Below are 13,482 nucleotides of genomic sequence, written 5' to 3' on the forward strand. Positions count from 1 at the left end.
CTACTGGCTAGACAAAAACGTGTACAAATTGAACGATACCATTCAAGCCGATCACTCAATACCATTTTGACCGAAAAATGATCGGCATCGATGGTATTGAGTGATCTCGATGGATGGTATTAGGTGATCGGCTTAGATAGTATTAGGTGATCGCGATGCATGAGAATATGCATGTAAATTACAGCCGCGGATTATGCCTATTTTTCTCTGTTGCTTTGTTGATCTTAATCAATAAAAATCGCCGCAAGGCCTTTACTTGTAAAGGTTATAGCAAAGCTAATAAATTTTTATCTAAATCGTCCTGTGGTAGCGCTTACACATAGCTATATACCGCTGTCTTTGCTTACAAAACCTATAAAGAGCTTTTACTAGGTGGTGCAGATTGATTTCTTATAAAAGCAGGGATATCAAAAATATCAGATGCTTTTGGCTTAGTGGTAACTACTTTAGAGCTTGACTCACTTTTAGTGTCATCAAGTATCATTTTTGAACTCGCGCCCGTAGCAATAACCAGTAGCTCATAATTGGTTGCTAAGCTTTCTATTTTTGACACACCACAAATAACTAACGCGTTTGGGCTAACCTGCTGACGCACGGTATCGGTAATGAGGTTATAACTACCCAGTGAAATTTCATCTTTGCAGTTTACTTGCACAATAACGCCAGTACTTGATGACATATCAACTTGGTTAACCAGCGGGTTGTTAAGTGCCCCATCAAGCGCAGTAGTTAGCTCGCTTTCTTCATCGCATTTACCGACACCTAATACCGCATCGCCCTGGCAATCCATAATTTTAGCAAAGTCATTTAAATCAACGTTTATTAGGCCTTGAAAGCAAAGCATATCGATTAGTGACTTGATCAGTGAGTGAAGTATTTGATTTGAATGTTTAAACGCATCGAATAATCCTATATCGTTACCAAGCACCTCAATCAGTTGATCGTTAGGGAGCGTAATAACCGCATTAGCATGCTCTTTGAGCTCATTTAGACCAGCTTGCGCTATATTATTTCTAAACTGCCCCTCACTACTAAATGGCAATGTAGCAACAAATATAATGGGCTTACCTTGTTCATTAGCAAGTTGAGCAATATACGGGCTGGCGCCAGTCCCAGTACCGCCACCCAACCCTGTTCCACACAGAATTATATCGCAGCCATTAATAAGCGTTAAAAGCTGCTCTTTACTCTCTTCTGCCGCTTGCAGCCCAACTTTAGGGTCTGCTCCAGCACCGTAACCATGAGTGAGCTCTTCACCTATAAGTACCGCTTCATCACTTTGCGTATGCTCAAGTACAACTTTATCGGTATTTACGCTGTACAAGAATGCCTGATCAGACTCGCGTTGTTCAAAAATACTGTTAAGCGTATTACAGCCACACCCACCAATACCAAATACACCGATTGATAAACCATCATTTTGCTGAATTAATTGAAACATAACTACTCCTTAACTTTTAAAGGAGCATAACAAATAGGTGCGTCAACTTTTGACGCACCTAAGTTTGAAATTAATCAAAGATAGTTTGTAGTAGCAGCTTTAAGCTTGCTAACAATTCTTTGCCGCAGCTTTTCAGGTTTAATAACTTCCAGCCAATGTGCACATTTAAATAGCTCATCAGTGAGCTGCTCGGTATTAATAGTTTGGTAGGTAAGTAATACGTTTTTATCGTCAATCTTTTGCTTATCAGTCAGCTCCCCAAGCTCAATAAAGCCTTGATTAACCGCCGAATGAATAGGTACTTTTACAATTAACTCAATCGCTTCTTGCTTCATACCTTTATTAATCGCACTGCGTAACGATTTTAATTGCTCAGTGCTTGGCTCACGTCGTGTCTTTTGCAAAATGTGTACATTACGAATGCGGTAAACCGGCATTTGATAACACTTATCGTGAAGCGTCCCCACCATAAACTGCGCCATTAACACACCGCCTTGCTCAACTATGTTATAAAAACTCAACTCAGCAAACTTTAACCAATGTGCCTCATCGTAAAGTACTCTATAAAGCTCAGCGCTCACTGCACGCTTATACTTAATCGCATGCTCAATTTGCTCAACTAACTGAGTATCAATATTCACTTTTAACGACGGTTTTGGAAAGGTTGCAAGCCAATCAGGTACATGGCCATTCAAACGTTTAAGCGCCTGCTCTGCTTTAATATGCACAGAGCGTTTCACGTCACTCGGGACTGATTGCGGTAGTAACTGCTCTAGCAGCAAATAATGCTCTGCAACTTCAGTACTCATTACTTTTGAGTTGCTACCTCGCCACTGCGCATTGATAGACCAACCATACGGTATACTGCGTGTATCTTTTTCAAGCCCAAAGTAACCTTGATCGTATAAAGATTGCAGGTCGCGTTGAAGCATGCGGGTTGAAAGGTCAAAACCACGTTCAATTAATTGCTGTTGTAATTGTTGTGTCGAGATAGAGCTTGGTGCTATTGGCACAAGCTCTAAAATTGATAAATGGCGGCGTGAATTCATTTTGCATTACCCATTACATAAAGGTGATATAAAACATCATGGCTTTTTATCTTCCACAAAAAATTAAGATGCTGATTCAACCTAACAAATTACACCCATTAAAATTCCACGCAGTTAGCCTAAAATAGCTGCTTAAGAAAGATTTATTACCCAGATCGGGGCTTCTATTTGCTTTGGCAAAGCACTTAACGCTTAACTCTCATGGCAGTGGTCAAATTCACTTGCTCTACAAGCTTTAATCGCATAATTATTCCGTGTAACCATAATGCTCTGCTAACGCTGTTAACATTTCTTTCTGGTGTTGTTTTATTTGCTCCTTTTGCCAATCATTTTGCTCTTTCAACAGTTTAAACATGGCTTTTAACTTTAAAGAGTCATATTGCGGTTTGGCTTCAAAATCAACCCATTTTTTCTTAACCGCCTGGTTGCTGTATGACGAATTTTCACCAGGGCTTAATAAAACTAAATTACCAAATGCATCTAAAAAGTCTCGCTCCAACACATTTTGATGCTCTTCACGCTGTGGATATACGTGCTCGACAGAGTTTTTAGCCGTTATGCGATATTTTTTAAACTGCTCTAGCTGCCTATCCGTCTCTTGTTTCCACAAAACATATTCTAATTTTTGAAACCAATAATGTTCAAAACTAGTACCTCTCGCTTGGGCAAAATAACCAACTTTTGCTTGCCAAGAATCTACTTCTGGTTGCTGTTGTTTAGCTTGTTTGAAACTGGCTATTTTTTGAGTTTCAGACTCACTAGCCATTGATAAATCGTTATCAATTTTTTCAAGCAGCGCTATAGCTTGCGCATCTTCAGTAATATTATCTTTTATCAAGCTAGCAATAAATGGCGTGAGCCAATACTGAGCACTGCGTTCACCGGTAAAGTTTCGTACGCTTTGCAGCATTACTAGTTCGTTTAACTCTTTTTGGGTACGATTAATGTACCACTTGCCACTTGATTCACTTCGTGTCACATAGGTTAAACGTAATTGTTCATCATCACTATCATCACGCTCAACCCATTTAACCACCCAACGGTCAAACTGATAACGCACTTGCCACAACGTTTTTATAAATTCTTTAACTTCTTCTTCATTTGCTTTAGTAAGTGGCTCGAATGTTTCTAGCAACTTGTCTGCATGAACACGAGGAATAACATCATCAGTGCCATCACCTAACTCAACAGCACGGTTAGCTAAGTAAATGCGATAGGCGTGAATAAGTAACAATGGAAAACTAATAATTGGTCGGCAATAAACTGTTTCTTTTTCTAAGTCGTAGGTGCCAGAGTCCTGCTCGTTGTCATTATCCGAGCTTGCACTAGCATCATTTTTTTTATCTGTATCCGCTGCACTTGCATTTAATTGCTCAGCTAGTTGCATAATGGTTAAGCCTACTTTTTGCGCAGTGCTACCAGCGTTTTTCACAAATAACGCTTCATTAAAACAAGCTAAATTTTCTGATTTAATGTCATTCCACGTTGCGTGAGGAAAAACTTTGCGTACATTACGTTCGAAGTAGTTTTCCATGTGTTCGCACGCCAACCACATAGCATCGAATAAAGGCTTATCGGTAGTAACCTGCTTGAGCAGTTTTGATTTTAAAATATCAGCCTGTTCAAGCTGTATACCAGCGGTATTCATGGTGGCGAATAAGCGGTTTAAATCCATTTGCTTAGGTACAATATTATTCACCCATTGCACTTTCTCATAAATGTAATCGCCTAATAAAATGCGATCTTCGTGCTTAAGGGCTTTTACTTGTTGCTCTAATACTTGCAACGCAGCATATATGCGCTTTAAATATGGGTTATCACCAATGGCTTCTAGCCCAGGAAATACATAATCATCTAACCCTGCCAAACTACCTAACAAGTGTTGAACTTGATCACGAATAGTAAATTGCAGTCGCGGCTGTTTGTTAAAAGCGGCTATATCGGCAATGGCTGAATCAACTTTTGCCATTTTAAACGCAAGCGCAATAAGCATTAACGTGGTGGTGCGTTGCTGCCCATCAATTAGCTCATAAAAGCCATTACCATCTTCATCTTGCTCAATTGAGGTAAGCACTGTACCAATAAAATAATTAGCTTCTTTAGCCACTCGTGCATCATTAATATCTTTAAAGAGTTTTAATACAGCCTCATCAGGCCAAACATAAGGGCGTTGATAACTCGGTATACTAAATTGATATTCATTCGTTTGAATGTAATTTAGTGTCAGCACCTGCGTTTCAACGCGATCTTGTGTCATTTGGCATACCTTGTCTTTAGTGTATTCCTTATTAACAGCATTAATAAATGAGTTATCCATGTAGCACTCCATCCATTTTACGCTTGCTTACCCAATTCATAGCCACAATTTCTTGGTTAAGCGTGTCATCGCTTAATGCTAAAATATAATCATCTATCTTTGCGGTATAAGTATCAGCAAGCTCTTGTGCAGCAAGGCTAGTAATAACTTTTATTCCAAAATATTCACATACCTTAAATATAAAGCGTTTTTTAACGCTGTTTTTATCAACCGCTAAATTGGCAGGATCAGTTTTAAAACTAAAACGATCTAAATAATCAAAACACATGTTTGGTGTGTAACTGGCGGTAATCCAGTCAAGAACTGGATTATCGCGAACAAACGCTGATATGGATTTTTCTCTCACTGCTTTTTGGTTGCTTACTCTTGGTGAGTAGATAACTCGAAACAGTTTTTTCGCGGCTATATCCAGTTGCTGTTCACCAAATTGGCTAATGTAAATAAGCAATGCGGTGTCGTATAATCCTTTAACGTAACTACAACCGTCGAGTTGGCAGATCAGGTTTTGATAAAAATGGAAAAAGCGTGCAAGGGGGCTCCATACTTGCACTGTATTATTTGCAGTTACCTGATTATTTTTAATAACACTGGTTAAGTACTTGCTTCTTAATTGCTCAAAATAGCTTAAATAATGAATGGTATTTATACCGCTATTTAACGGCTGTCTTAGCTCATAACCTTGTTGCGCTTGTTTGTCTATTTGGCCACCATCAGTTAAGTAAACTCGTTCAAATCGACTAAAAGCAACATCATCACCTTTACCTGTGCTTTCGCCAAGTTCATTTACTACAGCGCTTCTAACTAAATGTGGTTGACGGTGAGAAGGCACACTTCGGTTATACAATTTTTGCCAGTAGCGGCCTTTAACTAGTAAGGCAACAACTGGGTTTAAATCGCCCAACGCTTCCCACTTAGCGGCAAACTCATTTTGGTTTTGCCGTGAAATAGCCCTTAGATGATGCGCTTTAATTATGTCTGGACCACTTAACCTTACCCCACCGGTATTCTGAGTTTCAAAAAAACGATAAGCATCATCTTCTGAGCGCGTAACAACAAGCGTTAAATTGATTTTATTTGCATCAAATGTAGCTATTTGGCTAGCATTACTGCTTTTCAGGAATTGCTGTAACCAAGCAAGGTTTTTAATGATTTGTTGTTGCGATTCTGGTGAGTCGTAGCTTAGGTTAAGTTCAAATACATCTAGTTCATTTTGCTGATTAGCCAAACTTTTCACATAGGCAATCAATGCTAAAGTGGTTAAGCGTTGCTGACCATCAATAATATTTAACTGTCCATTCTCTTCTGACTGATGCAAAATCACGCTGCCTAAGTAATACCCATAAGCGGTGTCACTTTGTGCTAAATCACTTAAAAACAGCTGATAATCACTAAGCAGTTTTTTTATTTGCACTTCACCCCAACGATAAGGTCGCTGATATTCAGGTATGGCTAACTTACCATGAATTTCAGTTCCATTAGCACTGACAATACTTTTCTTACTGTACAACTGAGCTAAAGTACAACTTGCAACTTCAACCGCCATGTCATCTCCTTGTAGTTAAAAAATTGCCAGATAAAAAATAACCTTATCCAACCTGGCATCATCCTTTCAATTCTAAAACTTATACTCGCAACAAAAACGTTACTAATGTTCAATAATTAGTCAGCAAAATAAACGAATCATCGGCTGTTTCACGTCTCTTTATTCGCTTTCACATTTTGCGCTTGCTCAAATATTTCTTTATAAACTTCATCGCGGCTAATTGGCGGGTACTTAAATTTAGCGAGTATTAAAATCAGCTCTACTTTGAGCGATGATTTAATATCATCGCGGTTATTCCAATCAACAAATTTTACCTTGTCATCTACAATTACTTTTACCGCTTGGGCAAGCTCAATTAGCTTATCTTCCGGGTAGTCAAAGTCGTACTTAACCGCTAACATTTTTAGGGCGTCGTAAAAGCCTTTTTCTTCAATATCAATGCCTAGCTCGTCACCGGCGTTCATTTCGTTGCGTACGCTGTAAATCATATCAACCATGCTTTCTGAAAATTCATCAAGTACGCTACTTACCAGTACGTCATCTTCTTTTCGCTCGTTGTAGCGCTGTACCAGCGATTCAAAGCGTTTAGTAAAGTCGATACCTTGGGTTTGGTTTACTTTTTTAAGCTCGCCTATGGCTTTGGCTAGCATTTGTTGCAGTATTTTTATTTTGGTATTGGGGAGTTTTATTTTTTCTATTTTGGCGATGTAGTCGTCATTAAAAATGTCGATTTCGCCGCCGTCTTCATTGCCGAGTTTAAATACCTCTTCTACACCGTCGCTTTGCAGGGCTTCGCTTATCATTTCACGAACTTTGGCGTTCATTTGCGCAGTATCGGGCGCTTCGCCTTTAGTTAGCTTGTAAATAATCGAGCGAATGGCAAGGTAAAAGTGAATATGGTTACGCTCGTTTTCGTTTATTTTTTCACTACCGCAACATACATCGTAAGCGGCTTTTAAGCGTTTAACTAAATCCATAAAGCGCTTTTGGCGTTTTTCGGTAATTAGCGCAAACTCAGCTGCGTGGTTTAAACAATTAAGCTGTGCAACGGCTTCGCCGGTAAAGTACGCGCTGCTGTCAAATTTATGAAATAGCTCTGCAAGTAACGCTAAGTGGTTTTTTACTTCTATAACCGAGGCGGTAATATCTTCAAAATTGGTTTCATCTGTTTTTGAATACTGCGCTAACGCTTTATTCATTTCAGATTTAATACCAATGTAGTCAACCACTAGGCCTTTATCTTTACCTTCAAACTGGCGATTAACCCGCGAAATAGTTTGTATTAAGCTGTGCTTTTGCAGTGGTTTATCTATGTACATGGTATCTAAAAATGGCACGTCAAAACCGGTTAGCCACATGTCTACCACTATGGCTATTTTAAAGTTTGAGTTTTTGTTTTTAAATTGCTTATCAAGCTCTTTACGCTCGTCTTTACTGCTAAGTAAATTATATAAGCGCTCAACGTCGTCTTTGCCACGCGTCATTACCATTTTTACTTTTTCAGAGGGGGCGGCAATACGGCCTTCGCTAATAGCGCGCTTTCGCTCGGTATCTGATAGTTTTTGCGCGTCATCGGTATCTACTACATCAAACCACTGTGGGCGCAGTTCTTCTAGTTCTTGATACAGCTGATAGGCAATCCCGCGCGAGCTACACACAAACATAGCCTTTCCTGCAACCGTAGAGCCTTCCTCAGTGCGTTTCTCATAATGTTCAACAAAGTCCCTTGCTAACACTTTAATGCGGTCAGGATCGCCTAGAATACTATTCATGTTAGCGGTGGCTTTTTTACTGTCTTCTATTTGCAGCTCGTTACTGCCTGCATCGGCGCATTCTTTGTAATAGGCTTCAATTTCTGCCAGCTTGCTGTTGTTTAAACACACCTTGGCAGCGCGGCCTTCGTACACAATGCGTACGGTTATTTCATCTTTAACCGACTCAGTCATGGTGTACGAGTCAACCACTTCACCAAATACATCTAAAGTCGCGTCTACTGGGGTGCCTGTAAAACCAACATAGGTGGCGTTTGGCAGTGAGTCGTGCAGGTACTTTGCAAAACCGAAGGTCTTTTTCACCCCCTTTTCTGTAATGGTAATTTTTTGATCAAGATTTACTTGGCTACGATGCGCCTCATCAGAAATACAAATAACATTAGTACGGTCGGTTAGTAGCCGAGTGTCTTCGGTAAACTTATGAATAGTCGTTAAAAACACACCGCCACTGTTACGGCCTTCTAGTAACTCACGTAAGTGAGTACGGCTGGTAACTGTTTTTACCGTATCATCGCCAATGTAGGTTTTAGCATTGCCAAATTGCTGCGAAAGCTGATCGTCTAAATCGGTTCGGTCGGTAATTAAAATAATGGTGGGGCTTTTAAGTTCAACGCTTTTCATCAATAGGCGTGTTAAAAATTGCATGGTGTAACTTTTACCGCAACCCGTTGCGCCAAAGTACGTACCGCCTTTACCATCGCCTTGAGGCTTTAAGTGCCGTTTTATATTTTCGAACAGCTTATTAGCCGCATAATATTGAGGGTAACGCGGCACAATTTTTATCTCTTTTTTGCCCGCGTTTTTATTATCAGAATCAGGGAAAAATACAAAATTTCGCATTACATCGCGCAAGCGCGCTTTATCAAACAAGCCCTGCAATAAGGTATGTAACGAGTTAATCCCCTCTTGCGCTGTGAGCTCTTGCCCCGTTACTTTTCCCCATGAGTAAAAAAACTGATACGGCGCAAATAAGTTACCCATTTTGTTGTTTACGCCATCGCTTATAACGCACAAGGTATTAAACACAAATAACTGAGGTATAGCGCGGCGATAGCGAATAGTTAATTGCTCATAGGCTTCAAAAATAGGCGCTTGCTCGCGTATTGCGCTTTTAAATTCAAACACCACCAGTGGCAAGCCGTTTACATATAAAATGCCATCGGGAATACGCAGTTCAATATTGTCGTAACTGGTGGGGCTTTCTATTTCTAGCTGGGTAACAAAACGATAAATATTATCGTCTTGCAGATAAGTAACGCTTGCTTCACTTACTTTATCTAAAACAGCCATAGCACTGCCTGCTATTAGGCTACTTTTAATGCCTTGCTCAACGTTATCGTAATCAAGCAGCTGAACATATAAATCTTTTTGCGCTGCGCTGCCTGCAACCATTCCACGCTCGCGGCTCAATAAAAACCCATCACTTAGCCACTTACAAAAGGTTTTATTGCTCTCGTATAAGTCACTGGCTGGCAGCCTTTCAAGTCGAGCAATTATTGAGTCTACTTCGCCGGTGGTAATATTATTTTTAGCGTAGCGCTTGGTTAAAAAAGCACGGAGGTCGTCTTTAATTAATACATCGCTATGGTTGCGGTTGAGCTCACCACCGAGTAAATGCGGGTAGCCTTGCTCGCCTAATAACTCAACCACCGCTTGTTCTAATTTGGCTTCAGTAAATTTCATCTATTTAGCACCGTCCGCTGGTTTATTCATGTTAGTTATTATTTTTTAAACGTTTATTTTTAGCTACAATGCGGGAAGTATTCTCGCAACAACTTCATCATATTTCGTTTTTGCTTAAACTTCTTAGCCAATGTAGTAATCATTTCATATAATAGCGTGCAGTCGGCATTTTTGTCTTTTAAGCTTTTTTCTATTTTAATTAATAAATTAGTTGCTTCACGATAAGCGTCATTATTAGTTTGTCCAATTATGTTACTAAGTGATTTGTGATACAAGTCAATCGACTCTTGTGGGTATTGCGCCATAATTAAACCAGCCAACGTTATCAATTGACTCGACTTAACCTCATGTTTTGCAGCCCATGAACGTGCTTTTTCAATGTCATTTTGATCAATATAAAAATCCAGTAATTCACTCGGATAATTAGTAAAGCGATAAGCCCCTTGGTTTGATTTAGCCCCTTGTTCTGACAAAGAAAGCAATAGCTGCTCTACCTTTTGCGCAAACTGCGCATCAATTATGCCGGTTTTTTGTTGCAATACGTGTAAATCTTTAAAGCCATTAAAAATCGGGTTATCTACAAATAACTGCCACGCGATTGCCCATGCGGCTTTAAATTCTGACAATTCAAGGCGAAGTTCTATTTCATCGCGTTTACATGCAAGCACTTCATGTGGCTTACTTGCCCGTTGATACGCTTGCTTTAAATAGTACTCGGCATCTAATAAGTCATTACGCGCTTTGCAAAGTGCAGCTATTTTTAAATAATCAGCTGAATCATGGGCTGTTAGTTTAATTAAACGCAGTTGCGCTTGCCAATCATCCTGCCCTTGCGCTTGTTTTATTAATATCGACGTAAGGCGTGTAAGCGCGCTTTTTTGCCTCCAATCACTAAAGTCAACGCCCGCGTGCAGTCGCTTTTCTATTGCAGTTGTACACAGTGCTAAAAACAAGGTATTTACACTGGGTGTTATATCAAAGTCATGCGGTACACTCGGGAATACATCGTATTTGTAGTCTTCAAAGTGTTCAAAAATCCACTGCGCTTTTTGCTCATCAGACCAAGGCAGTTGATTAAAAAGCTCGGTCAGGTTTTGGTTAAGCTGCTCTTCTAAATCAAAGCGAAAGCCGCCGGAGTCATCAATGTCTTCAAGTACGGTGTTCAAACGCACCACGGCTTTAAAATTTAACTGCCATTGCTGATCAACGGGCAGTTTTTCTATCGCAGGAAATATCATTTCAAACAGTGAGTCAGCATCAGCAAAATAGCTACGTACTTCATTCCAGCCCCATACTGATTTTTTAGGCAAAGCTTTAGTGATAAGTTTGCTTAGCTCACCTGTACTCATGGCTTGCTTGTCGTTTGACATCATAAATACCCATTTATCGTATTCATGCTCTGACTCATCTAAAAAACCCATGATTATATCGGCAAGTTCGTTAGCCGGTTTATCTAAAAACCACGCCATTAATGCCCCGCGTTCGTTGCCTTGTGTTGTAGCATCGGCGTTTGCATTGGCTAATTCAGTAGCAGATAAACTATTAACTTTGAGCGCCACAGCAATGGCGTGTTTACATATACCTTGATAGTCGGCTGCGGGGCACGTACAGCTTGCCATACATTGTCCGCTTTCACTATTTTCTAAGGTGACTTTGTATTTATACTGCCCCGCCACGCTCGCCATTGCTTGATCACCCACAATAAGTAACTTACTGACATTATTTGATGCGTACAAACCATAACCCAAATCGTAAGTTTTACTGGCCACGCGTTGCTCTATTTCATTTAAATCAAACATACTCATTCTTATTCACTCATTGTGTTAATTGGCAAAGCATGTGGTTAAAAAAGCGCGTAAGCCTTCTTTTATCAATACATCACTATGGTTGCGAGTGAGCTCACCACCCAATAAATGCGGGTAGCCTTGTTCGGCTAATAACTCAACCACCGCTTGTTCTAATTTGGCTTCAGTCAATTTCATCAAACATCCTTATTCTTGTTATTTTAAATGGTTAAGTGCTTAGCCTATGTATTAATCTACTGTTTCATCGTCGGTGGCTACATCAGGTATTTGTAATTCGCCAGAGATGAGTTTGGGTAATAGCGTGTCACGGAGTTTGGTTAACTGAGAATTATTATTTGCATTTTTTTCCATTTTTAGTAAATAGCTTTCTGCAACTGGGCTAAATATACTTAATATATTTTTACTTGGAATTAATACTAATACTTTACGAAGTTCAGACTGGCGAATCCCTACTACTGTTGTGCCAGTTGCACGACCATCTAAATCAGCTCGTGCAAAATCAGACTGAAACCAGTAATACAAATAGCTACCTGTACACTTTTCTTTATTGGCTCTAATACCATATAAGCGCTGGCTTAAAAGGTAATTACTTCCTTCTGCAAAATAGTAAAGTTCGCCAAGTGGAGCTTCAGAAGTCATTGCAATATCGCCTTGTTTTAAAGGCGTTTTCATCCACTTTTGGAACATACATATATCAACAAAGCGTATTGTATCCTCTCGAACTAAACGCCCTGCCTTTATATTCTTAGCTGATATTGCAGGAACACCACTTGGCGTCCAATCGCCACCTAATTTTTTAGGTGTTTTTCCTCTATGGTCAATTATTGCTGATGATACTTTATCAATGTCATTAACCTTCCAGCCTTTTGGTATCCAGCCTAGTTGTTCGTTGTGTTCGAACTCATTGGGGAAGTGAGCGTGGGTATTGGCGTGTTGGGCTAATATTTTAGGATTGGCGTTAAGGTTTGCTTTAACCGATATTTCAGCGGCTTCTCCTGATACTTGCCCTGCTGCTTGTGTTGCTTCTTTTGTTGGTAGCTGTGCTTGTAGCTCGTGAGCGAGCGCAATGAGTGACGCTTTGCATTCTGTCGCATTTTCTAAACTGTTCAGTGCCGCTAAGCGGCGCTGTGCTTTTTGTTTTAACTCATCAGGCAAGCGGCTTTCAAGGTTGTCTAACTTAAAATCAACGCTGGCAAGTAGATTGTCGAACACCGGATCAAAATCAACAAACCAGCTTTTGAACAACGCCTGCGCCATTTGCTCTAAGGTTTGGTTGGTTTGTTTATTGAGCTCTATTTTCTCACTAAAACTAAAATACGTTTCTCCAGCCCACTTTTGATATTCTAAATCACTTGGAATATCAAAATATAGATTAGAGAAATCACCTTTTTTAAAGTGCGGTATCATTGTACCGACATGCATATTTAAAATACTTTTCTGGGCTTGAGGACTACGAAGTAGAGCAAATAGAAACTTTGAATCAATTACACTTTTATTGGCTCTGATAGCAACCATATCTTGTGCGATACAATAAGGGACTGGGTTTTGTGCCCAAGCTACACGACCAGGAGAGCCTTTACATACAAAAATAATATCTTCTGGCTCAGGATGCCCTCTAAACCAAGTTTTGTAAGTTTCATCAGAGATATAACGAACCCTTTCGTACTCAGCATATAAAGAATTATCCTTAATACAATTAGTTGCGATAAGAGGGATACCGCTACTTTCGACTGGACAAGTTTTACCACGATTATCTACGATATTGTCTAACAAATCTTTAAATGAATAGTTTTTAAACTCCATAACCCAACGCCTCCAAGTTTTTACGAATGGCTTTATCAAGCTCATCGCTTTGCTTCATTTGGCTATCAA

8 protein-coding genes are annotated in these 13,482 nt (G+C 39.7%); all 8 read right to left on the reverse strand.

Annotated features, from left to right (window positions below; genetic code table 11):
* Positions 1–352: 352 nt before the first annotated feature.
* The 8 genes from J5X91_RS08475 to J5X91_RS08510 all read right to left on the reverse strand — a co-directional run bounded on the left by J5X91_RS08475 (position 353) and on the right by J5X91_RS08510 (position 13,413).
* On the reverse strand, positions 353–1,441 hold the full coding sequence (locus tag J5X91_RS08475; RefSeq protein WP_208834398.1) for a cell division protein FtsZ: 1,089 nt from the start codon (positions 1,439–1,441) through the stop codon (positions 353–355).
* Between the two features lie 74 nt (positions 1,442–1,515).
* Positions 1,516–2,490 (reverse strand): WYL domain-containing protein, encoded by a 975-nt coding sequence (locus tag J5X91_RS08480; RefSeq protein WP_244363794.1) that lies wholly within the window; start codon positions 2,488–2,490, stop codon positions 1,516–1,518.
* A 247-nt stretch (positions 2,491–2,737) separates the two neighbouring features.
* A complete protein-coding gene (locus J5X91_RS08485; RefSeq protein ID WP_244363796.1) occupies positions 2,738–4,807 on the reverse strand; it encodes a DUF262 domain-containing protein in 2,070 nt (689 codons plus the stop codon).
* Positions 4,800–6,350: a DUF262 domain-containing protein gene (locus J5X91_RS08490; RefSeq protein ID WP_208834399.1), complete on the reverse strand. Its 1,551-nt coding sequence runs from the start codon at positions 6,348–6,350 to the stop codon at positions 4,800–4,802. The genes J5X91_RS08485 and J5X91_RS08490 overlap by 8 nt, the downstream gene beginning before the upstream one ends.
* Before the next feature lie 149 nt (positions 6,351–6,499).
* Entirely contained in the window at positions 6,500–9,805 is a 3,306-nt protein-coding gene (locus tag J5X91_RS08495; RefSeq protein WP_208834400.1) for an HsdR family type I site-specific deoxyribonuclease, read from the reverse strand.
* Between the two features lie 59 nt (positions 9,806–9,864).
* Positions 9,865–11,604 (reverse strand): SWIM zinc finger family protein, encoded by a 1,740-nt coding sequence (locus J5X91_RS08500; protein WP_208834401.1) that lies wholly within the window; start codon positions 11,602–11,604, stop codon positions 9,865–9,867.
* 24 nt (positions 11,605–11,628) lie between these two features.
* Positions 11,629–11,787 carry a hypothetical protein gene (locus J5X91_RS08505; RefSeq protein WP_208834402.1) on the reverse strand — a complete coding sequence of 53 codons (159 nt, stop codon included), beginning with the start codon at positions 11,785–11,787 and terminating at the stop codon, positions 11,629–11,631.
* 51 nt (positions 11,788–11,838) lie between these two features.
* Positions 11,839–13,413: a restriction endonuclease subunit S gene (locus J5X91_RS08510; RefSeq protein WP_208834403.1), complete on the reverse strand. Its 1,575-nt coding sequence runs from the start codon at positions 13,411–13,413 to the stop codon at positions 11,839–11,841.
* Positions 13,414–13,482: the final 69 nt, after the last annotated feature.

Origin of the sequence: Pseudoalteromonas sp. K222D, from assembly GCF_017653575.1 — a bacterium.
Classification (GTDB): Bacteria; Pseudomonadota; Gammaproteobacteria; order Enterobacterales; family Alteromonadaceae; genus Pseudoalteromonas; species Pseudoalteromonas nigrifaciens.